The organism is Enterobacter cloacae complex sp. 372C4 (genome assembly GCF_050030615.1).
In the GTDB taxonomy this organism is placed as follows: Bacteria; Pseudomonadota; Gammaproteobacteria; order Enterobacterales; family Enterobacteriaceae; genus Enterobacter; species Enterobacter intestinihominis.
Map to the genome: position 1 here is coordinate 165,396 of NZ_JBLGUQ010000001.1, position 22,821 is coordinate 188,216.

General features: G+C 57.9%; 15 protein-coding genes and 1 tRNA gene. 12 read left to right on the forward strand and 4 right to left on the reverse strand.

Annotated elements, in window-relative coordinates; genetic code table 11:
- Positions 1-24: 24 nt before the first annotated feature.
- Complete coding sequence (locus ACQG11_RS00940) at positions 25-2,805, reverse strand: flavocytochrome c (RefSeq protein ID WP_063151884.1); 2,781 nt, start codon at positions 2,803-2,805, stop codon at positions 25-27.
- A 608-nt stretch (positions 2,806-3,413) separates the two neighbouring features.
- Between ACQG11_RS00940 and ACQG11_RS00945 the strand changes: the two genes are divergently transcribed.
- Positions 3,414-4,922: an anion permease gene (locus tag ACQG11_RS00945; protein WP_072201094.1), complete on the forward strand. Its 1,509-nt coding sequence runs from the start codon at positions 3,414-3,416 to the stop codon at positions 4,920-4,922.
- A 52-nt stretch (positions 4,923-4,974) separates the two neighbouring features.
- Positions 4,975-6,624 carry a class I fumarate hydratase FumA gene (gene fumA, locus ACQG11_RS00950; protein WP_426728098.1) on the forward strand — a complete coding sequence of 550 codons (1,650 nt, stop codon included), beginning with the start codon at positions 4,975-4,977 and terminating at the stop codon, positions 6,622-6,624.
- Here fumA and ACQG11_RS00955 read toward each other — a convergent pair.
- Positions 6,613-7,518, reverse strand: coding sequence for a LysR family transcriptional regulator (locus ACQG11_RS00955; protein WP_058645271.1), 906 nt, complete (start codon positions 7,516-7,518; stop codon positions 6,613-6,615). The two genes, fumA and ACQG11_RS00955, sit on opposite strands and share 12 nt — an antisense overlap.
- Before the next feature lie 95 nt (positions 7,519-7,613).
- Here ACQG11_RS00955 and ACQG11_RS00960 point away from each other — a divergent pair, with 95 nt between their 5' ends.
- The 3 genes from ACQG11_RS00960 to ACQG11_RS00970 all read left to right on the forward strand — a co-directional run bounded on the left by ACQG11_RS00960 (position 7,614) and on the right by ACQG11_RS00970 (position 11,266).
- Entirely contained in the window at positions 7,614-8,909 is a 1,296-nt protein-coding gene (locus ACQG11_RS00960) for a serine hydrolase domain-containing protein (RefSeq protein ID WP_426728099.1), read from the forward strand.
- A 260-nt stretch (positions 8,910-9,169) separates the two neighbouring features.
- A complete protein-coding gene (locus ACQG11_RS00965) occupies positions 9,170-10,471 on the forward strand; it encodes an MFS transporter (protein ID WP_063151882.1) in 1,302 nt (433 codons plus the stop codon).
- A 6-nt stretch (positions 10,472-10,477) separates the two neighbouring features.
- A complete protein-coding gene (locus tag ACQG11_RS00970) occupies positions 10,478-11,266 on the forward strand; it encodes a substrate-binding domain-containing protein (protein WP_063849658.1) in 789 nt (262 codons plus the stop codon).
- Here the strand turns inward: ACQG11_RS00970 and ACQG11_RS00975 are convergent.
- Entirely contained in the window at positions 11,238-12,140 is a 903-nt protein-coding gene (locus tag ACQG11_RS00975) for a LysR family transcriptional regulator (RefSeq protein ID WP_023300505.1), read from the reverse strand. The two genes, ACQG11_RS00970 and ACQG11_RS00975, sit on opposite strands and share 29 nt — an antisense overlap.
- A gap of 266 nt (positions 12,141-12,406) precedes the next feature.
- Here ACQG11_RS00975 and mtfA point away from each other — a divergent pair, with 266 nt between their 5' ends.
- The gene (gene mtfA, locus ACQG11_RS00980; RefSeq protein ID WP_022648578.1) at positions 12,407-13,204 is read left to right on the forward strand and encodes a DgsA anti-repressor MtfA; all 798 of its coding nucleotides are present in this window, start codon (positions 12,407-12,409) and stop codon (positions 13,202-13,204) included.
- Here mtfA and ACQG11_RS00985 read toward each other — a convergent pair.
- On the reverse strand, positions 13,201-14,409 hold the full coding sequence (locus tag ACQG11_RS00985; protein WP_022648579.1) for an MFS transporter: 1,209 nt from the start codon (positions 14,407-14,409) through the stop codon (positions 13,201-13,203). The two genes, mtfA and ACQG11_RS00985, sit on opposite strands and share 4 nt — an antisense overlap.
- 138 nt (positions 14,410-14,547) lie before the next feature.
- Between ACQG11_RS00985 and ACQG11_RS00990 the strand changes: the two genes are divergently transcribed.
- The 6 genes from ACQG11_RS00990 (at position 14,548) to ACQG11_RS01015 (ending at position 22,757) form a co-directional block, all read left to right on the forward strand.
- Complete coding sequence (locus tag ACQG11_RS00990; protein ID WP_108367118.1) at positions 14,548-16,290, forward strand: IucA/IucC family protein; 1,743 nt, start codon at positions 14,548-14,550, stop codon at positions 16,288-16,290.
- Positions 16,290-17,237 carry a GNAT family N-acetyltransferase gene (locus tag ACQG11_RS00995; protein ID WP_108367119.1) on the forward strand — a complete coding sequence of 316 codons (948 nt, stop codon included), beginning with the start codon at positions 16,290-16,292 and terminating at the stop codon, positions 17,235-17,237. The genes ACQG11_RS00990 and ACQG11_RS00995 overlap by 1 nt, the downstream gene beginning before the upstream one ends.
- Complete coding sequence (gene iucC, locus ACQG11_RS01000) at positions 17,234-18,976, forward strand: IucA/IucC family protein (protein ID WP_058646943.1); 1,743 nt, start codon at positions 17,234-17,236, stop codon at positions 18,974-18,976. Before ACQG11_RS00995 ends, iucC begins: the two co-directional genes overlap by 4 nt.
- Positions 18,973-20,298: a lysine N(6)-hydroxylase/L-ornithine N(5)-oxygenase family protein gene (locus ACQG11_RS01005; RefSeq protein ID WP_023306541.1), complete on the forward strand. Its 1,326-nt coding sequence runs from the start codon at positions 18,973-18,975 to the stop codon at positions 20,296-20,298. Before iucC ends, ACQG11_RS01005 begins: the two co-directional genes overlap by 4 nt.
- Before the next feature lie 26 nt (positions 20,299-20,324).
- Positions 20,325-22,514 (forward strand): TonB-dependent siderophore receptor, encoded by a 2,190-nt coding sequence (locus tag ACQG11_RS01010; RefSeq protein WP_426728100.1) that lies wholly within the window; start codon positions 20,325-20,327, stop codon positions 22,512-22,514.
- Between the two features lie 167 nt (positions 22,515-22,681).
- Positions 22,682-22,757: transfer RNA gene (locus tag ACQG11_RS01015), tRNA-Asn, on the forward strand.
- The last annotated feature ends 64 nt before the right edge of the window (positions 22,758-22,821 follow it).

A 22,821-nucleotide genomic window follows, 5' to 3' on the forward strand; every position in this document is an offset into this window, starting at 1 on the left:
CGCGCCGCCGGGGAAACAGGAGCCTTACCGTGTTTTCGAACGCATAGCCGCCTGATGTCCGGCAAGCGTACCAAAAATAATGATATCTGCCACCGCATTACCACCGATGCGGTTACCGCCGTGGATACCCCCGACAACCTCACCCGCAGCAAACGCTCCCGGCAATACGTTGTGGTTGCTGTCCAGCACGCAGGTTTCTGTATTGATGGTCACACCGCCCATGGTGTGGTGCACGCCCGGCGCAATCTGAATGGCATAGAACGGCCCTTCGTTGATAGGCGCACGCAGCGCGGTGGTGCGGCCAAAATCATCGTCATGCTGTTTTTCCACAAAGCCGTTGTAGCGTTCCAGCGTTGCCAGGAACTGGTGGTGATCCATCCCCAGCGCTTCCGCCAGGGCTTTTGGCGAGCTGGCGCTGGTGACAAACCCTTTCGCGATGTACTCATCCGCGGCTTTGTTTTTGGCGCGAACATGCTCGTCAAAGACGATGTAAGCGTATTTCTCCGGCAGCGCGATGATTTGCGCCGAGACTTTGTCGCGGGTCGACATTTCGTTATAGAAGCGGTTGCCCTGCTGGTTTACCAGAATCGCCCCGCCGCCGCGGATGGATTCGGAAATCAGGTACGACGTTTTCTGCTCAACGGTTGGGTGGATCTGGATTTCGCCCATATCGACGGTGCCTGCGCCAATACGCTCCAGCAGCGCGATACCGCCGCCGGTTGCGCCTTTGTGGTTAGTCGTCACGAACCCTTCCAGGTCCGGACGGTATTTCACGACCATCTGGCTGTTGGCGCTGAAGCCGCCCGTCGCGACAATTACGCTTTTAGTTGCCACGGTGAGGGTTTCGTTCTCTTCGGTGGTCAGACGCACGCCGGTCACTTCGCCGTTTTCGAAGATGATGTCGCTCACGGAGGTATCCAGCATCACCTCGATGTTGCGTTTGTTGACATTGCGCACCAGGCCGCTAATCAGATATCCGCCCACCGCGGAACCGTCTTTCGGACGGTGCGTACGGTCGATGCTCATCCCGCCGGTGGTGGTGATGTCGTTGAGCATAATGCCGCGCGTTGCCAGCCATTCGATGGCCTCCGGCGCGTTCTCGACAAAGCGACGCAGCAGTTCAGGGTTGTTCTTATTGCCACCGCCTTTCAGGCTTTCCTGGTAGAACAGCTCTTTGCTGTCCTGAATGCCCTTCACGCGCTGGAAGCGGGTCTCCGCCGCGTTCATCCCGGCAGAGGCTTTAATGGTGTTCCCGCCAATAGTCGGCATTTTCTCAACGATCAGCACGCTCGCGCCTTCGTCGTGAGCCTGAATCGCCGCCGCCAGACCGGCGCCGCCGCTGCCGACCACCACCACGTCCACGCTTTTAGTCTCATTCGGGTCAGCGCCCTCTTCTGCCGCCAGCGCTTTGCTGGATTTCAGCATCGCCTTCGAGACCGCTTTTTTCACCGCCTCGCTCTGGCTGGTTGCGCCGGTGATAGCATCCACGTGCGGGGTATTGGCATCCAGAATTCGGGTACGGATCTCTTCGAAGCTGGTGACAAACTCGACGTCTTCACTCGGGCCGGAGGCCAATTCGATATCGGCAATACGATCGGTTTCGAGGCTGACGTTAATCACCAGTTCGTTAGCATCGTCCTGCACTTTTTCAATAAAGGTGCCCGGTTTGAATTTAGATTCGCCCATGCTCATGTCGCGGATCATCGCTTCCACCAGCGAGAAGCGCCACAGCGGTTCCGGGATGCTCAGTTCTTCGCGTCGGGTACTGTCCATAAACAGCTCCAGGCTTTCGCCCGCCGCGATGCGATCGGTCCAGTCCGGATAGGCGATGGTGGCGCGGCCAACGGCAATCAGGTCGTAACCGTGATCCAGCGCTTCATTCACATCCGTGGCATTCACCACGCCGCCAACGCCCATCACCGGTACCTGCGCCAGCGTGTCAGAGCGCATGGCGCAGTATTTTTCGATAAGTGGCGTCGGGTCCTGAGTATCGACGATAGAAGGACGCAGGGCGGCGCCAAGGGAGAAGTGCAGATAATCCACCCCACGAGCGGCCAGTTTTTCCAGCAGATACAGGGTGTCTTCGAAGCGAATGCCGGGGACTTCCAGCTCTTCCGGTGAGAAGCGGTAGCCAATGATGAACGCGTCGTCCGCATACTGGCGCACCATCTTGTGGGTAATGTCCAGCACCGCCAGCGGGAATTTCGCGCGGTTATCGCGGCTGCCACCCCACTCGTCGTCGCGCTGATTAGAGTTCGGGGAGTAGAACTGCTGGATCAGATAGGTATTCGCCCCGTGGATTTCGACGCCATCGAAGCCGGCCTGAATTGCGCGGCGTACGGCTTCGCCGAACTTGCCGATCATGCCTTCCACTTCTTCTGAAGTCAGAGCAACCGGCGTCGCGGCACCGTCACGCGGCGCGGCAACCGCGCTTGGGCCAACCGGCGTCCGGCCGCCGATCAGTTTTGGGTCGACCATACGGCCGCCGTGGTAAATTTGCAGAAGGGCTTTGGAACCTTTGGACTTAATGGCGTCAGCGATTTTTGCCAGTCCGGCGATTTTTTCGTCGTTATCAATACCAATTGCGCCCGGGAACGCAAGGCCGAGATCGTCAACAAAACAGCATTCAACGATAATGGTGCCGATGCTGCCAGCGCGGGCACGGTAGTACTCCACCAGCTCGCTGGTCACGGTGCCATCGTAATACCCTGTACAGGTTGTCATCGGGGCCATTAACAAACGGTTTTTCAGTTCAGTACCATTCGGTAATGTGAAGGGGCTTAAAATACGTTCGTTAGTGCTCATAATAGAAACTCCAAACTTTAAAAATTAAGAATTCGTTATCGGTATGGATTTTTTATTTCGTGTTTTTGCCGATGTCATGACATTAATATAAAGCTTTTTTTAGTTTCTAAAGTCATTACGTTAGTTAATAAACTATTTAATCCCTGCGATAACATTAATAACACATTGGTGTTAGCTCGAATGTTTTATACGTTCACATTAATTTAAAAAAAGTTAAATCAACAATGGTAAAGCCAATACACCAGGCACATCAAAAACCCATTAAAATCAAAACTTAAAACACAGTCCAAATTAATAATGTTATAGAATTGATAAATAAAATGCTTAAAAATAGCGAATAACCACACTACTCAGAGTGGTTATTATAAAAAGTATAAAATTACGTCCTCAATTCTGTTTTTTTGATCGCGATCAATAGTAATAGCATCCAAAGGCGCAATATAAAAACATCATCATTTTTTATTTAGCGCAAACAATAATGCGTTAAATCGCTATTACTGAAAACACAAAAACGCACCTTAAATAACTAAAAAAAGCAAAACGAATAAAGCAATCGAATTTGTGTTTTCGCTGTACGACGAATTTTTGACAACTTAAGACGTGAAACTATGAAAACAAAAACTGCTGTAACGCCTCCTGCGGCGAATCTGGCATCAAATGGAACAGCAAAACGCCTGCTGATGATGGCCCTGCCCGTCATTGTCGCCGTCCTGCTGTTGTTTGTCCCCGTTCCGGAAGGTCTGCCGCCTTATGCGTGGCACTACTTCGCCATCTTTGTTGGCGTCATCGTCGGGTTGATTTTCGAACCTCTGCCGGGCGCCGTAATCGGCCTCACCGGCGTGGTGGCGATTGCGCTGTGCAGCCAGTGGGTGCTCTTTAGCCCCGAACAGCTGGCTGACCCGAAATTCAAGCTGGCGGGCGCCTCCTTTAAATGGGCGGTGAGCGGGTTTGGTAACTCCACCGTCTGGCTGATCTTTGGTGCCTTTATGTTCGCCGCAGGCTACGACAAAACCCGCTTCGGCCGCCGTCTGGCACTGATTCTGGTGAAGTACCTGGGCCGTCGCAGCCTGACGCTCGGTTACGCCATTACCTTCGCGGACCTGCTGCTGGCCCCGTTCACCCCGTCCAATACCGCGCGCAGCGGTGGGACCATCTACCCGATTATCGCTAACCTGCCGCCGTTGTACGGTTCAAAACCCAACGACCCAAGCGCGCGCAAAATCGGTTCCTATCTGATGTGGGTGGCAATCACCGCGGCTTGTATCACCAGCTCGATGTTCCTTTCCGCTCTGGCACCTAACCTGCTGGCACTGGCGCTGGTGAAAAGCACCGTTGGAATTGATATCTCCTGGGGGACCTGGTTCCTCGCCTTCCTGCCGCTGGGTATCCTGCTGATCCTGACCATGCCGCTGCTGGCCTACTGGTTCTACCCGCCAGAAGTGAAGGTAAACAATGAAGTACCACTGTGGGCGACCCGCGAACTGGAAAAACTGGGCAAACTGTCGCGCAATGAGATCCTGCTGCTGGTGTTCGTGTGCTGCGCGCTTCTGATGTGGATCTTCGCCGCGGCGTGGATTGAACCGGCCATGGCTGCCCTGCTGATCGTTGGCCTGATGCTGTGGACCGGCGTGCTGGAGTGGAACGACATCACCGGCAACAAAGCCGCGTGGAATACCTTCGTCTGGTTCGCCACCCTGGTGGCACTGGCGGATGGTCTCTCCTCCACCGGCTTTATCAGCTGGCTGGGTAAAGAAGGCGGCATGCTGATGAGCGGTATCTCTCCGGGTGTGGCCACCATCGTCCTGCTGCTGGCGTTCTACCTGCTGCACTACCTGTTTGCCAGCACCACCGCGCACACCACGGCGCTGCTGCCTGCGATGCTGACGATTGCCTCCACCATTCCGGGCATGAATATGGAAGTGTTCGTTCTGCTGATGGTGACCTCGCTGGGCGTGATGGGGATCATTACCCCGTACGGTACTGGCCCAAGCCCGATTTACTACGGTAGCGGCTACCTGCCAACCAAAGACTACTGGCGCCTCGGCACCATCTTCGGTGCCATTTTCCTGGCAGCTCTGCTGCTGATTGGTTACCCGTGGATGTCCATGATGTTCTGATTTCTGACCGCCGGACATTTCCTCCGGCGGTTAAATTTTTGTGGAGCAAGCTATGTCAAACAAACCCTTTATCTACCAGAACCCCTTCTCACTCGCGCATGACGACACCGAATATTATCTGCTGACCAAAGAGCACGTTTCCGTTGCCGAGTTCGACGGTCAGGAAGTGCTGAAAGTCGAGCCAGAGGCGTTGACCCTGCTGGCCCAGCAGGCCTTCCACGACGCAGCGTTTATGCTGCGCACCTCTCACCAGAAGCAGGTTGCGGCTATTCTGAGCGACCCGGAAGCCAGCGAGAACGATAAGTACGTCGCCCTGCAATTCCTGCGCAACTCCGAGATTGCGGCGAAAGGCGTGCTGCCCACCTGTCAGGATACCGGCACGGCAATCATTATGGGTAAGAAAGGCCAACGCGTCTGGACCGGAGGCGGTGACGAAGCAGCGCTGAGCCAGGGCGTGTATAACACCTATATTGAAGACAACCTGCGCTACTCGCAGAATGCGGCGCTGGATATGTATAAAGAGGTGAATACTGGCACCAACCTGCCCGCGCAGATCGACCTCTACAGCGTGGATGGTGACGAGTACAAATTCCTGTGCATGGCGAAAGGCGGCGGTTCCGCCAACAAAACCTATCTGTATCAGGAAACCAAAGCGCTGATCACCCCGGCGAAGCTGAAAAATTATCTGGTTGAGAAGATGCGGACCCTCGGCACCGCGGCCTGCCCGCCTTACCATATCGCCTTCGTTATCGGCGGCACCTCAGCGGAAGCCACGCTGAAAACCGTCAAGCTCGCCTCTGCGCGCTACTACGATAGCCTGCCAACCGAAGGCAACGCGCACGGCCAGGCGTTCCGCGACGTCCAGCTCGAGCAGGAACTGCTTCAGGAAGCGCAAAACCTCGGCCTTGGCGCACAGTTTGGCGGGAAATACTTCGCGCACGATATTCGCGTGATCCGTCTGCCGCGCCACGGTGCCTCCTGTCCAATCGGCATGGGCGTCTCCTGCTCCGCTGACCGTAATATCAAAGCGAAAATCAACCGCAACGGGATCTGGATTGAGAAGCTGGAGCACAATCCGGGCCAGTATATTCCTGAATCCCTGCGCCAGCAGGGAGAAGGCGACGTGGTAAGCATTGATCTGAACAAGCCGATGCCCGATATTCTGGCGCAGCTTTCCGCGCACCCGGTCTCCACCCGCCTGTCGCTGAATGGCACCATTATTGTGGCGCGCGACATCGCCCATGCGAAGCTGAAAGAACTGCTCGATAACGGCGAAGCCCTGCCGCAGTACGTCAAAGATCACCCGATTTACTATGCAGGCCCGGCCAAAACGCCAGAAGGCTACGCGTCTGGCTCACTCGGCCCGACCACTGCGGGACGTATGGACTCCTACGTGGACTTATTGCAATCCCACGGTGCGAGCATGATCATGCTGGCGAAAGGTAACCGCAGCCAGCAGGTGACGGACGCCTGCCATAAGCACGGCGGCTTCTACCTCGGCAGCATTGGCGGCCCGGCGGCGGTGCTGGCGCAAAACAGCATCAAGAGTCTGGAGTGCGTGGCGTATCCGGAACTGGGAATGGAAGCGATCTGGAAAATTGAAGTGGAGAACTTCCCGGCGTTTATCCTGGTGGATGACAAAGGCAACGACTTCTTCCAGCAGATCCAGAATAAACAGTGCAAAGGGTGTTCACAGCGCTGAGCGTTTCCATAACGCCGGAAGCTGCGAGAGCGTATCGTTGATTAGCCCGCGCTTGTCGCTGCCCGGCTTCCAGATGGTGACTATCGTCTGGCTTATCCCCTGGCTGCCCACTTCGGTGGGCAGCCTTTTTACATTTTTCCACTGCGTTGCGTGAAGATGGGTCGGCAAAAACCCCCAGCCGCAGCCCTGCTCCAGCAGGCCGCGCAGCATCTCCAGTTCGTTAGTGAAAAGCGTGTGCCCTGAAATTTGCAGGCGACGGGCAACCGGCTCGTCTGACGCGGCATGCATAATCACCTGCGGAACCAGAGAGAGATCGAGCAGCGACACCGGCGACGCAACCTCCGCAAAAAGCGCCGTTGCGGCGTAAAAATCCATTTCGATCGCCCCCAGCGCCCGCCACTCCATCTCATTGCCCACGCTGCGGTTGCGCGCCTGGCAGATCCCCAGATCGGCCTGACCGTCCGCCAGCATGGCTTCCGCCTCATCGCGCGATGCGCTGGTCAGGCTCAGGCGGATCTTTTTCGCCGCCAGTGTGGCAATCAGCGCCTGTAAAAAAGCTCTGGGGGTGAACGGATCGTAAACGAGGGCAATGTCCTGCGTGGCGCTGTCGGGCACCGATCGGGCAAACGCCTCAAATGCTTTGACCTGCCGCATCAGCAGGTGCGCCTGCCGTTGAAGCTGCTCCCCCTCCGGCGTCAGGCGCAGGCTGCGCCCCTCCCGCAGGAACAGAGCGTAGCCCAGCCCATCCTCAAGAAAATCGATCAGATCCCGCAAGGTTGTACGATCTTTGCCGAGTTTACTGGCCGCCTTCATCAGGCTGCCGTGCTCGGCGACGGCGGTGAACGCCTCAAGTTGGGCAAAGGAATAGATCAGTGATGCCACGTCATTCTCCACGCGATTTTTCCGGGGGATTTTCCCCCATAACGCGTTTTTTATTATAGGCCGCAGGTTCTTAAACTGAAGTCCTTCCTGAGCCAAACGAGATAAATATGAAAATCAAAACAAACCGCACGCTGCTCGCGGCGCTGGTTGTCAGCAGCCTGCTCTCGCCCGCTGTTATGGCGGCCTGCAACGGTACCGACCTTACGACCTGTCCGGCGCCTTTCGATGCCAGACTCCCGGACGCACATACCATGCTCACCTGGAGCCAGGCCGATCGCGTGGTGGGCTTTCGCAATGACTACCGCAACTACGCGGGCGATGTGTTCCGCCACGGCAACGCAACGCCGCTGCTGCCCGCAGAAAAACCGCTCACCGATGCCCGCTATCAGGTGAAGGGTAAGATTTACAATCTTCAGGATTACCTGAAACGCCAGAACGTCAGCGGCATGCTGGTGCTTAAAAATGGCAAAGTGGCCTATAAATACCTGGGAGAAGGCAATACCAACACAACGCTCTGGACGTCGCGTTCCGTGGGCAAATCGGTGGTTTCCGCGCTGGTGGGCGTTGCGATAAAAGAGGGTAAAATCCACTCACTGGACGACCTCATCACCCAGTACGAACCGGATTTAAAAGGCACCGCCTGGGAGGGCGTAACGCTGAAACAGCTCATCACCCACACCTCGGGCGTGGCGTGGAACGAAGATTACACTAACCCGCAGTCAGACTTCGCCCGGCTTACCGAATGCGAAGCGAAACCGGGCACCTACGACTGCGTGCGCACCCTGGTGAAAGGATTACACCGTGAACACCCGGCGGGTGAAAACTGGTCCTATTCCTCGGGTGGCGCCTGGCTGTTAGGTGATGTGCTTGAGCGCGCCACCGGCATGACGCTCGCGGCGTATCTGGAGAAAAGCATCTGGCAGCCGTACGGCATGGCGAGCGACGGCGTGTGGCATGCCTACAGCAAAGGCCAGCACGACGTGGGTGCGCATGGATTTAACGCCACGCTGGAAGACTGGGGGCGTTTCGGGGAGTTTATCCTGCATAACGGTACACTGCCGGACGGAAAGCAGATCCTCCCCGAGGGCTGGGTGAAACAGTCCTCAGCCTGGACACAGGCCAAAGGATCGGTGTCCGCCGCGCATCCGAAGGGCTTGTACGGCTACCAGTGGTGGAACAACGAAGTGCCGGCCACCGCCACAAACGTGGAGCCGAAAGTCGAAAATTCGCTGAAGGATTCCCTGTGGGCGCTGGGTATTTTTGGTCAGATGATCATGGTTAATCAGAAAGAAAATCTGGTTATCGTCCAGTGGTCCACCTGGCCGCAGGCAGAGCCGTCATTCAGCGCCCAGCCGCTGGAAGCGTCGCTGATGTTTAGCGCGATTGCCAACGCGCTGCGCTGATAATCCCAAGCCAGGCCCCGCCTGGCTTCTCACCTGCGCGGTGTCACAAAACTGATATATCAGCAACTTAGCGAAATGTGGTAAATAAAAGATCACCGAAATGTTAAGTTATTGTTGAATATGTAAATACTGGTCAACGCTTTGTCATTAATGCACCACACGCATCAGTCCATGCGCGATTTGCGCTTATCAATTTCCACTTCCTGATCCAGTTTTCAGAAACAGACGAGCATAACGTCACTATAAAACTGGAGATAATCATGGTTTCCTCAACCTCACCTGCAACGGTTCGTTCGAAAGCGGGCGCGATTTTCCGCGTCACGTCGGGCAACTTTCTTGAGCAATTCGACTTCTTTCTGTTCGGCTTTTATGCCACCTACATCGCCCACACGTTCTTCCCGGCAAGCAGTGAATTTGCGTCGCTGATGATGACCTTCGCCGTCTTTGGCGCGGGCTTTCTGATGCGTCCGATCGGGGCCATTGTGCTGGGGGCTTACATTGATAAAGTGGGTCGCCGTAAAGGGCTGATCGTCACCCTGTCGATTATGGCCGCCGGAACCTTTCTGATTGTGCTGATCCCTTCTTATCAGAGCATTGGCCTGTGGGCGCCGCTACTGGTGCTGACCGGCCGCCTGTTACAGGGCTTTTCGGCAGGCGCCGAGCTGGGCGGGGTTTCGGTTTATCTGGCGGAGATCGCAACGCCGGGCCGCAAGGGTTTCTACACCAGCTGGCAGTCGGGTAGCCAGCAGGTCGCCATTATGATCGCGGCGGCGATGGGCTTTGCGCTGAATATGGTGCTGGAAGAGAGTGCCATTCGCGAATGGGGGTGGCGTATTCCGTTCCTGTTTGGCTGTCTGATTGTGCCGTTCATCTTTTTCCTGCGCCGCAAGCTCGAAGAGACCGAGGAATTCAGCGCCCGTCGCCACCATCTGGCGATGCGTCAGGTCTTCACAACGCTGCTCGCCAACTGGCCAGTAGTCGTCGCGGGTATGCTGATGGTGGCGATGACCACCACCGCGTTTTACCTGATCACCGTTTACGCACCGACCTTCGGTAAAAAAGTCCTGATGCTCAGCGCCTCGGACAGTCTTTTGGTCACGCTGCTGGTAGCCATTTCTAACTTCATCTGGCTACCGATTGGCGGTGCACTATCGGACCGCTTCGGACGCAAACCGGTGCTTATCGCCATGACGCTGCTGGCGCTGGCGACCAGCTATCCGGCACTGACGATGCTGGCGGCAGCCCCGAGTTTCTCCATGATGCTGACCGTGCTGCTGTGGCTCTCTTTCCTCTACGGCCTGTATAACGGCGCGATGATCCCGGCCCTGACGGAGATCATGCCAGCAGAGGTGCGTGTGGCGGGCTTCTCGCTGGCTTATAGCCTCGCAACGGCGGTCTTTGGCGGTTTCACGCCGGTGATTTCTACCGCCTTAATTGAGTACACCGGCGATAAAGCCTCACCGGGGTACTGGATGAGCTTTGCCGCCGTTTGCGCCCTGCTGGCAACGCTTTATCTCTATCGTCGTCGCACGTTAATTCTGCAAACCGCCGTTAAGGAGTGATCCCTCATGCTTACATTCAGAACGGTGATTGCCGCCCTGACCTTCGCCACCCTCAGCGCGGGCGCGCTTGCGCAGGATGTAACGGTGATGATTTCTGGCGGCTTCAAAGCGGCGCTGGAGAAGCTGACGCCGCAGTACGAAGCGCAAAGCGGCGACAGGCTCATTGTGGTCTCCGGCCCGTCGATGGGCAAAACACCGCAGGCCATTCCGGCCCGGCTCGCCCGGGGCGAAAAAGCGGACGTGGTGATTATGGTTGGAGATGCGCTGGCGAAACTGGAACAGGATCGCAGGACGGCGGCGGGCTCCCGCGTGGAGCTGGCGGATTCGCCCGTCGGGATGGTCGTCAAAGCGGGCGCGCCGGTGCCGGATATCAGTACGGTACCCGCCCTGCGGCAAACGCTGCTGAAGGCGCATTCCATGGCTTATTCCGACAGCGCCAGCGGCCGGTATGTTGAGAGCCAGTTGTTCCGTAAGCTGGGCATCGACGGCCAGGTCCAAAATAAAGCGCACCGGGTTGAGCGCATCCCGGTGGCGTCTGAAGTGGCAAAAGGGAAATACGATCTCGGCTTTCAGCAGGTGAGCGAGCTTCTGCCGGTCCCGGGCGTGACGTTTGTGGGTAAGTTGCCTGACGACATACAGTACATTACCCGTTTCGCCGGAGCCGTAACGCAGAAGGCCGACCATCCTGAGCAGGGAAAAGCGCTGCTGGCCTTTCTCTCCTCGCCACAGGCGGCCAGCGTCATTACGGCAACGGGCTTAACGCCCGTCAGTGCACCTCGCGATACTGCTCGGTGATCAGCGTTTCGAGTTCGGCAGCAATGTAGGACTGGATCCGCCCGCGGCGGCGAATCAGCCCCACGGTTCGCCTGACCTCTGGCTCGGTTAAAGGCACCGACGTCAGCAGCGAATGCTCTGCACGGGGCATTGACATGGCGGGAACGGCCGCAATGCCGATCCCGGCTTCAACCATCCCGAGCATAGTCGTCACGTGCCGCGTTTCGCAGATGCTGGGGCGCTCAGGCCGAATATGTCCGACCCGCTGGTCGAGAAGATTGCGGTTGCCGGAGGTCTTATCCAGACCGATATAATCCTGCTGATAAAAAGCCTGCCACGTCAGGCTTTTTCTTTTTGCAAGCGGGCTGTCTCGTCGGCAGGCGGCCACGTAGACGTCTTCCACCAGCGGGACAAACTCGATGTCGGGCTGTAAACTCCGGGCAAAGCAGATACCAAAATCCGCCTGTCCGCGGGTGACGGCCTCGATAACATTTCCGGCGCTGCTGTCGATAAGTTTAATGCGCACGCGGGGGTAACGGGACTGAAAGCGGCGGATCACATCCGGCATAAAGTAACAGGCGGCTGACGGCACCGTCGCCACGGTGATTAATCCCGTGCGCTCCTCGCTGGCCTTATCGATATCCGAAAGCATGGACTCCACGTCGACAAGCAGTTGCCCGCACCGGTCGGCAAAGGTCTGTCCATACAGGGTCAGCGTGACGCGCCGGGTAGTTCTGTCGAACAGTTTTGTCCCCAGTGCCGCCTCCAGCTTTTCAATTCTGCGACTCAACGCCGACTGGGAAAGGCAGATAGATTCTGCCGCAAGACGGAAATTGCCGTATTCCAGTAAAGCACGAAAGGCGTAGAGATCGTTGAGGTCAAAATTGACGGGCATACTGACGGGATCCTTAAGCACGGTAGGGTAAGAAGAGATTTATCATAGCCGCGTACGACATACTTCACAAAATGAAGGGGATACCCCTAAAGCGCTATCAACCTTACGGCACATAGTGATAGTTTATGCGGGCTGGATTCCTCTTAAACAGGCTGCCAGTCTGCATGCCGCCGAAGAGGAGTGTCATACTGCTTAACAGAGTATGTTGGCATGCTAACAGCCCCTGACCTTTCCATTTTGTTCACGTGCGAGTAACGAGCAAAGCGATGATTAAGTGGCCCTGGAAAACGAACGAAGCTGGTCGAAATATGGCGCTGCCCTGGGATGAGGCTCTGGCGATCCCCGTGCTGGCGAATCTCTTGCCTGAAGAGCAATCAAAGCTGATTCAGCTGGCCGAGCGTTTTTTACAGCAAAAACGGCTGGTGCCGCTACAGGGCTTCGAACTGGATCCGCTTAAAAATTCGCGCATCGCCCTGCTCTTCTGCTTACCGGTACTGGAGCTGGGTATCGAATGGCTGGATGGCTTCCACGAAGTGCTGATCTACCCGGCGCCGTTTATCGTCGATGATGAGTGGGAGGATGACATCGGGCTGGTGCACAACCAGCGTATGGTGCAGTCCGGGCAGAGCTGGCAGCAAGGGCCGATCATCCTCAACTGGCTGGATATTCAGGACTCGTTCGATGCCTCGGGCTTCAACCTGATCATTCACGAAGTAGCGCATAAGCTGGATACCCGCAACGGCGATCGCGCCAGCGGCGTGCCGCTGATCCCGCTGCGTGAAGTCGCGGGATGGGAGCACGACCTGCACGCGGCGATGGAAAACATTCAGGATGAGATAGACCTGGTGGGTGAAAGCGCGGCCAGCATTGATGCCTATGCCGCGACCGATCCCGCCGAGTGCTTCGCGGTGCTGTCCGAGTATTTCTTTAGCGCACCTGAGCTTTTCGCCCCACGCTTCCCGGCGCTGTGGCAGCGTTTCTGCCAGTTTTACCAGCAGGATCCGCTCCAGCGTCTGCGGCAAAGTGAGGACGCAGCCAGCACCTCCTCTCATCCGTTCCACTAATGTTCAGCAGGGGTACGATCGGTCGATCGTACCCACACGCTCACCGCGAGAAACAGCAGCGCCATTCCCCATGCGGCAGTAATCAAAAACTGCTCACCGTAAAAGCGCGTCACCACGGGTACCAGCAGCGCACTGGCCCCGTACCCCAGCGTATGGCTGGTGGCGATCACCCCTGCCCCTTTGCCCGTCGTCAGCCGATCGTTGAGCAAAAGCTGGTATCCCGGCGTGGCCATGGCGGCACCCAGCGAGGTGATGACAATGCCCACGTAGAACAGGGCTAAACTGGCGAGACACATCAGCCCAAGCCCCGCCACCATCAAGACCGCGGCAATTAAGAGTAAAACCCTCGGGCTAAAATGCTGCGGGCGTACCACCAGAAACTGCGCCGCCAGGGTCGCCAGCGCGGCCAGGCTCAGCAGCAGGGCGACATGATGGCTGATTTGCACGGCATCGCCATTAAATAACGGATGAAGATGCGGCGATAAACCAAGCTGCATCAGGCTGACCAACGCCGCCAGCAGCAGCGCCAGCAGCAGGAAAGGCATCATAGAGGCCTGTAACCGCGTCGACTGGTGCGCCACCGGCGGCAGCGGGGGATCGGCGGCTTCGCGCAGCACCAGAAGCAGCGCGATAAACGGCGCCAGCGCCATCAGCCAGAGCGGTGCGACCGGGCTGACGCTGAGCATCAGCGCGGCCAGAGGCGGTCCCAGCAGACGCCCGCAGCTAAGGCCAGAGCTTATCGTTGCCAGCGCTGCCATTCTTTTATCCAGCCCCGCGCGTTGAATGGCCCACGTCTGGGCCGCAGGCACCAGCCCCGATACCGTCAGGCCGTACAGCATGCGCGACAGAACCAGGCCCGCCATTCCCCAGAGGGCATTCAGCGCGCCGTTGGCCATCGCCCAGACCACCAGCGCCATCAGGACGAAGCTCGCCAGATAGCCGCCTAACGAGGCCAGCATCACGACCTTACAGCCGTGCCGCTCGCTCTGGCGTCCCCACCAGGGCGATGCGGGTAAAAAGAGCATCGAGCCGAACATCAGCAGCCCGGCCCAGACGGAGAGCGACAGTCCGGTCAGGGAGACCAGCTGCGGCAGCATGACCAGCAAACCGTTTTGTCCGATACCCAATAAACCGGCGCCCAGTGCAAGGGGCCAGTTTGCCTTCGGGGCCATATTGTCTGTGATGTTCTCAGTACAGGTGCGCATAGAATTGTGAAGATAATGTCAATAAATGTGTGGAAATTATGAAGTTTATGAAAACAAATATTGCAAAAATAGTTGCGGCTGTAAACAGAATGAATATCATAACGAGAATTATTATCAGTCATGGAATGAGGTACATCTATGCGTGCTCTGCCCCGCTCCGCCGGTACAGATGTTGCGGCCCAGTGTTTTTTGAACGCGCTGCTGCGCGAAACGAAGGACTGGCACTATCTTCCCGCAACCCGTGCGGATGAGTTATCGCAGATACATATCCCGCTCTCCCCAACCCAGGCCATCCGGGTTCCGGTACGCTATTTCTCCCCCACGCAGCATCACCAGTATTGTTTCCCGGCCACGCTGATTCAGGCCGACAGCGACGGCGGTGACACGGTCACATTCCATCAACTGATTGATTTCATACTTGAAAAAAAGACAGTAAAAGGCGCTCTGGACGCCGATACGCTGGCGCGCTTTAAGCAGCGCGTCCTGGAGAGCCATACGCACACCTGGCAGGCCATTGATTTACGCCACAACTGGGCAAACCTGCGCGATAAGCCGCTGACCTTTGCCGAAGCGGAACAGGCGCTGCTGGTCGGCCATGCTTTTCATCCTGCCCCAAAATCGCACGAGCCGTTTAACGAGGCCGAGGCGCGCCGCTATCTGCCGGATTTCGCCTCGCGCTTCCCGCTGCGCTGGTTTGCGGTTGAGCATGAACTGATTGCCGGGGACAGTCTGAACGTCTCCCTGCGTGAACGTCTGCTGCGCTTCGCGGCCCAGAGTGCGCCGGATCTTCTCGGCCACTTCACCGACACCCGCTGGCTGCTGCCGATGCATCCGTGGCAGGCTGCCTATTTGCTGGAGCAGCCGTGGTGCCAGCGTCTGGTTGAAAAAGGCGCCCTGCGGGATCTTGGCGAGGCGGGCGCACAGTGGCTGCCTACCAGTTCTTCCCGCTCGCTGTACAGCGAAACCAATAGCGACATGATTAAGTTTTCCCTCAGCGTGCGGCTGACCAACTCCGTGCGCACGCTGTCGGTCAAAGAAGTTAAGCGCGGCATGCGCCTGGCGCGGCTGGCGAAAACGGCACGCTGGCAGGAACTCCAGGCGCGCTACCCGACCATGCGCGTGATGCAGGAAGACGGCTGGGCCGGGCTGCGCGATGAAAGCGGCGTCATTCAGGAAGAGAGCCTGATGGCCCTGCGCGTCAACCTGCTGTTTGATACGCCAGATACCCAAACCAACGTGCTGGTGAGCCTGACCCAGGCGGCACCGGACGGCGGCGACAGCCTGCTGGCGGCGGCGGTGCGCCGTCTGAGCCAGCGTCTGGATCTCCCGCTCGCTCAGGCCGCCCGCTGCTGGCTGGACGCCTACTGCGACCGCGTATTGCTTCCGCTGTTCAGCGCCGAGGCGGACTACGGTCTGGTCCTGCTGGCGCACCAGCAAAATATCCTCGTTGAGATGCAGCAGGATTTCCCCGTTGGGCTGATCTACCGCGATTGTCAGGGCAGCGCCTGGACCGAAGGGGCCGACGCGTGGCTGAAAGAGGCAGGCGAAACCGAGGTGGAAAACCGCTTCGGTGAGAGCCAGCTGCTGCGCTACTTCCCTTATTACCTGCTGCTGAACTCTACCCTTGCCGTCACCGCCGCGCTCGCCGCTGCCGGCTTCGACAGCGAAGAGAACCTGATGCCCCGCGTGCGTGACGCGCTGACCAAACTGCGCATGAAGGCGAAGCAGACCCGCTGCCTTGATTATGTGCTCGACAGCCCGACCTGGAACTGCAAAGGCAACTTCTTCTGCTACCTGCACGATCGCAACGAAAACACCATCGCCGATCCGGCGGTGATCTATTTCGACTTTAGCAACCCGTTTTATAAGGAGAAGGCGTGATGGCAAACGCGAACATCGTCCATTCCGGCTACGGCTTTCGCTGTACGGCCACGGAACAAAACCTGCCGCTGACGCTGGGTCTTGACGGCAGCGCGGTCCTTGCGCGTCTGGCCGGGCTCCCGGACGGCTGGCTGGTGGACGCCCTCGACCAGCTGTTTGTAGCCTCCCCCGCCCTGACCGGCATTACCCTGCCGTGGGCCGCCTGGCAGGATGAACCTCAGGCGCAGGCGCTGTTTAGCCTCGCAAACGGGGATTATCTGGCGCGCGAAATATTCTGGCAGCTGCCGCTGTGGCTGAAAGGCGAACGTCCGCAGGCGAGCGGCGGAATGCAGTTTGATGAAAGCCGTCAGCTGTACTTCCCGCTGCGCCCTCATCGTCCGCAGGGCGAAGTGTATCGCCGTTACGATCCGCAGATTAAGCGCACCCTGAGATTCCGCGTGGCGGACGTGGCGCTGGACGGCGAGCGTTTTACCCGCTGGATGAACACCCCACGCGTGAACGCCTTCTGGGAGATGGCGGGCCCGCAGGCCGAGCAGGAGAACTACCTGCGCCGTCAGCTCGACTCGACCTATTGCTACCCGGTGATCGGCTGCTTTGACGACCAGCCGTTCGGCTATTTTGAACTTTACTGGGCGGCGGAAGACCGCATTGGCCGCCACTATCGCTGGCAGCCCTATGATCGCGGACTGCACATGCTGGTGGGTGAAGAGAACTGGCGCGGGGCGCAGTATATCCGCAGCTGGCTGCGCGGCCTCAGCCACTATCTGTATCTCGATGAACCGCGTACGGCGCGCATTGTGGCGGAACCGCGCTTCGACAACCAGCGTCTGTTCCGCCATCTGGCGTCTGCCGGTTTCGACACGGTGAAAGAGTTCGACTTCCCGCACAAACGTTCCCGTCTCATCATGAGCGAGCGTCACCGCTTCTTCCATGAGGTGGAACTGTGAACGCGCTCTGGCAGAAAGTGAACCGCGAGATGGTGGCGAAGATCCTCGCTGAACTGGAATATGAACGCACCCTGCGCGCCGAGCCGGTTTCGGCGGACTACTGGCGCATCAGTATGGGCAACGCGACCTGGCAGTTTAGCGCCACGCGTGGGATCTGGGGCTGGCTGCATATTGACCCTGATACCCTGACCACCGCCAGCGGCGCGGCGGTCGAAGCGGAAAACGCGCTGCTGCAACTGGCCACCGTGCTGGAGATGAGCGACGCGCAAACGGCGGAGCACATGGAAGATCTCTACGCCACGCTGCGGGGCGACATGCAGCTGTTGCAGGCGCGTGACACGCTGGATGCCGATGCGCTGATCCACCTCGACCCGGACGAACTACAGTGCCTGATGCGCGGTCACCCTAAGTTTATTTTTAACAAGGGACGCCGCGGCTGGGGGCTGGATGCCCTGCGCCTGTACGCGCCGGAATATCGCGGGCGTTTTCGTCTGCACTGGGTCGCCGTGCAACGCGATCGTCTGGTCTGGAGCAGTGACGCCGATTGCGATATCAACACCCTGCTCGCCAGCGCCATGGACGATGCCGAGCGCAACCGATTCGACGCCCGCTGGCAGGAACTGGATCTGGACGACAGCTGGCTGCCGGTGCCGCTGCATCCGTGGCAGTGGCAGCAAAAAATTGCCATTCATTTCCTGGCACAGCTCGCGCGCGGTGAGATGGTGGAGCTGGGAGAGTTCGGCGATGAGTATCTGGCGCAGCAGTCCCTGCGCACGCTGACCAATGCCAGCCGTCGCGCGCCGTATGACATCAAGCTGCCGCTGACCATCTACAACACTTCCTGCTACCGCGGTATTCCGGGCAAGTATATTGCCGCCGGTCCGCTGGCCTCGCGCTGGCTACAGCAGCAGTTCGCCAGCGATGCCACGCTGATTTACTCCGGGGCGCAGGTACTTGGCGAACCCGCAGCCGGATATCTGTCGCATCCGGGTTATGCCGCATTGCCTGAGGCGCCGTACCGCTATCAGGAGATGCTGGGGGTGATCTGGCGCGAGAACCCATCCTGCTATTTACAGGATGGCGAACAGGCGGTGCTGATGGCCGCGCTGATGGAAACCGATAACGACGGGCGCCCGCTGATTGACGCATGGATCAAACGCTCGGGGTTAACCGCAGACGCATGGCTGGAAAAGCTGTTTGAGGCGACGGTGATCCCCTTCTATCACCTGCTCTGCCGCTACGGGGTGGCGCTCATCGCCCACGGCCAGAACGTCACGCTGGTGATGAAAGATTACGTCCCACAGCGCATTCTGCTGAAGGATTTCCAGGGCGACATGCGCCTGGTGGACGAGGATTTCCCGCAGGCGCAGAGCCTGCCGGAGCAGGTAAAAGCCGTCACCGCACGCCTCAGTGCGGATTACATCATCCACGACCTGCAAACCGGCAACTTTGTCACGGTGCTGCGCTTTATTTCCCGTCTCACCCTGCAATGCGGCGTGAGCGAAACCCGCTTCTATCAGATCCTGGCGCAGGTATTACGTCGCTATATGGCCGCCCATCCGGATCTTGCGGCGCGCTTCGCGAAGTTCGACCTGTTTAAGCCGCAGATTATTCGCGTGATCCTCAACCCGGTCAAACTGACCTTCTCTGAACACGATGGCGGCAACCGCATGCTGCCGAACTATGTCTGCGATCTTGATAACCCTCTTTTTCTGGTCTCCCAGGAGTCAGCGCAATGAAAACCTATGATTTCATCGGCATTGGTATCGGTCCGTTCAACCTCAGTATTGCCGCGCTGGCAGAGGGGCTGGACGGTTTTAGCTCGCTGTTTCTTGAACGCAAGCCGCACTTCTCCTGGCACCCGGGAATGATGGTACCGGACTGCCACATGCAGACCAGCTTCCTGAAGGATCTGGTCAGCGCCGTGGAGCCAACCAACCGCCACAGCTTCCTGAACTACCTGGTACAGCGCAAAAAGTTCTACCGTTTCCTCACTACCGAGCAGCGCACCGTCTCGCGCGAGGAGTTTGCCGACTACCTGTGCTGGGCGGCGGATAACCTGACTAATCTGGCCTTCAGCCAGCAGGTGCAGCAGGTCAGCTTTGATGAGCAAAACGGTCTGTTTGAGGTCGTGACCCAGCGGGATCGCTTCCTGGCGCGCCACGTCTGCGTGGGGATTGGGAAGCAGATCAATCTGCCAGACTGCGTCACCGCGCAGGACGACACCTGCTTCCATGCCAGCGAAATGATGCTGCGCACGCCGGATTTAGCAGGCAAGCGCGTCACCGTCGTCGGCGGCGGCCAGAGCGGTGCGGATCTGTTTTTGAATATCTTCCGTGGGGAATGGGGCCAGCCGCTGAGCCTCAACTGGATCTCGCGTCGCAACAACTACAACGCGCTGGATGAAGCCGCGTTTGCTAACGAGTATTTCACGCCGGAGTATGTGGACAGCTTCTCCACCCTCGGTGACGACGCCCGTCGCCAGATGTTGCAGGAGCAGAAGATGACCTCCGACGGGATCACCACGGAGTCGCTGCTGGCCATCTATCGTGCCATGTATCACCGCTTCGAAGTGCTGCGGGAAAAACCCTGGGCGCACCTGATGCCGTCCCGCTCGGTGACGGCGCTGACGCGCCAGGAGAACGGGCAGCGCCTGAGCATCCAGCATCACCTGGACGGCGGTCGCGAACAGCTTGAAAGCGATGTGGTGATTTTCGCCACCGGCTACCGCGCCGTGCAGCCTGCTTTCCTCGCTCCGCTCTCTTCCCGACTGCGTCTGGATGAGGATGAAGCCTTCTGCATCAACAACGATTTCACCCTTGAATGGGACGGCCCGCAGAGCAACCGCCTGTTTGCCGTCAATGCCGGGATGCACCGTCTCGGTATTGCCGAACCCCAGCTCAGCCTGATGGCCTGGCGCGCGGCGCGAATTCTGAATCGCGCTCACGATGACGAGCCGTTTGAACTGGCAACCACCCCCGGCGTGATCCACTGGCGGAGCACCACCAGCCCGGAGAGCAGCCAGGTTTTTAAATCATTAATGAAGACCACCGAGTACTGACACACACATTCAGGATCAACATAACAATGAAACGTTCTCATCTTTGGGTTTTAAATCCGTGCTTACTTGCCATGCTTTCTACCTCTGCGTGGGCGGAAGAACAAAAGGAAGAAGATATTGTGGTCTCTGCCAGCCGGGCACATCGCAGCGTGGCAGAGATGGCGCAAACCACCTGGGTTATAGAGCGGGCGGAAATTGAGCAGCAGGTTCAGGGCGGGAAAGAGATTAAAGAGGTGCTGGCCCAGCTGATCCCCGGCATGGACGTCAGCAGCCAGGGACGTACCAACTACGGCATGAACCTGCGCGGTCGCTCCATGATGGTGATGGTGGACGGCGTACGTCTGAACTCGTCTCGCAGCGACAGCCGCCAGCTCGACTCTATCGATCCGTTCAACATTGACCGTATCGAAGTCATTTCCGGCGCCACCTCGCTGTACGGCGGCGGCAGTACCGGCGGGCTGGTGAACATCGTCACCAAAAAAGGCCAGCCGGAGACCGAAGTGGAGTTCCAGACCGGGGCAAAAAGCGGGTTTAACAGCCATAACGACCATGATGAGAACGTCTCAGCAGCCGTGAGCGGCGGCAACGACAACGCCTCTGGACGTCTGTCGGTCTCCTATCAGCGCTACGGCGGCTGGTATGACGGCAACGGCGACGAGGTGATTATCGATAACACCCAGACCGGCTTGCAGTATTCCGACCGTATCGACGTGATGGGAACGGGCACCATTAACATCGACGATCATCAGCAGCTCCAGTTAACCACCCAGTACTACAAGAGCGAATCCGACGGCAAGCACGGCCTGTTCCTCGGAGAGAATTTCGCTGCGGTCACGGGCGATGCCAAAGCCTATAACAAAGACAACCTGAACTCTGACCGTATCCCGGGCACAGAGCGTCACCTGATCAACCTGCAGTACTCGAACACCGACTTCTGGGGGCAGGATCTGGTTGCGCAGATTTACTACCGTGATGAGAGCCTGACCTACTACCCGTTCCCGACGCTGAGCAAAGGCGCGGTGACCAGCATTGGCGCGTCCCAGCAGAAAACCGATTTTTACGGCGGCAAGCTGACGCTGAACAGTAAGCCGATGGATGACCTGACCCTCACCTGGGGTGTGGATGCCGATCACGAAACGTTCGACGCCAACCAGCAGTTCTTCGACTTAAGCAAAGCGGCGGCGAGCGGCGGCATGGAGCTGGACAACGCCTACAACGTGGGCCGTTACCCGGGATACAGCATTACCAACCTCGCGCCGTTCCTGCAAGCCAGCTATGACATTGACGCTATCACCCTGAGCGGCGGCGTGCGCTACCAGTACACCGAAAACAAGGTGGACGATTTTGTCGGTTACGCCCAGCAGCAGGCAATCGCCACGGGCAAAGCCACCTCCGCTGACGCGGTGCCGGGCGGGAAAACCGACTACAACAACTTCCTGTTTAACGCCGGGATCCTTGGACGTCTGAACGAACAGCAACAGCTGTGGTTTAACTTCTCCCAGGGCTTCGAAATTCCGGACCTGGCGAAGTACTACGGCTCCGGCACCTATCAGCTGGTCGATGGTCACTATCGCCTGCAAAACAGCGTGAACGTGAACGACTCAACGCTGGACGGTATTAAGGTCAATGCTTACGAGCTGGGCTGGCGCTTCACCGGCGATAACCTGCGTACCCAGGTGGCGGCCTACTACTCGCTCTCGGATAAAACCATCACTATCAACAAGAGCGACATGACCATCAACCTGGAAGACGACAAACGTCGTATCTACGGGATTGAAGGCCAGGTGGATTATTTCTTCACCGACAGCGACTGGAGCACCGGGGCGAACTTTAACGCCATCAAGTCCGAAACGCGTGAAAACGGGAAATGGGAGAAGCTGACGGTCGACAGCGCCAGCCCGTCGAAAGCCAGCGCATGGGTGAACTGGGCGCCGGGCGACTGGGCCCTGCGCGTGCAGAGCACACAAACCTTCGACGTGTCTGACGCCGACGGTAAGAAGATTGATGGCTATAACACCGTTGATTTCCTGGGTAGCTACGCCCTGCCGGTGGGCAAAGTCAGCTTCAGCGTGGAGAACCTGCTGGACAAAGACTACACCACCGCCTGGGGCCAGCGCGCACCGGGGCTGTATAGTCCAACCTACGGTGCACCGGGTCTTTATACTTATAAAGGCCGTGGACGTACGTTTGGTCTGAACTACTCCGTTCTGTTCTGATCCTGCGCGCCGCCTGTCTGCGGGCGGCGCGATTTGCTGTGCAATTTGAAAGCAAATTTGCTATTAAATCATCGGTTTGCTGAAATTGTCGGCAAACGAACAAAAACGGTGTTTTCCCCTTTGACAAGGCGCACGCAGGTCGATAATATGCGCCTCGTTCACACGATTCCTCTGTAGTTCAGTCGGTAGAACGGCGGACTGTTAATCCGTATGTCACTGGTTCGAGTCCAGTCAGAGGAGCCAAATTTGAAAAGCCTGCTTTTAAAGCAGGCTTTTTGCTTTTGTGGGTTCGGTAAATTTGCCGGGT